The sequence below is a fragment of the Rahnella ecdela genome (genome assembly GCF_019049625.1).
GTDB classification, from domain to species: Bacteria; Pseudomonadota; Gammaproteobacteria; order Enterobacterales; family Enterobacteriaceae; genus Rahnella; species Rahnella ecdela.
Genome location: NZ_JAFMOY010000018.1, coordinates 1 through 255, shown reverse-complemented (window position 1 = coordinate 255; position 255 = coordinate 1). Strand labels below are relative to the sequence as shown.

General features: G+C 57.6%; 1 pseudogene. It reads left to right on the top strand.

The window, feature by feature from the left end:
* A pseudogene (locus J1784_RS00085) lies at positions 1-255 on the top strand (IS3 family transposase); the annotation flags it as partial.

The window sequence follows — 255 nt, the reverse complement described above, 5'->3', positions numbered from 1 at the left end:
CTGGTTAACCACAAGAAAACCCATCGGATTTACTGTCTGGAAGGGCTGAACCTGCGGTCAAAACGCCCGCGGCGCCACGTGACGGCCAGGCACAGGCATATCCGCCCGGCCGTCACCGATGTGGATCAGTGCTGGAGCATGGATTTCGTTGCTGATAATCTGTTCAACGGACGCCGGATCCGTGCCCTGACTGTCGTCGATAATTTTAGTCGTGAATGCGTGGCGATCGAGGTAGGCCAGGGACTTCGCGGTGAC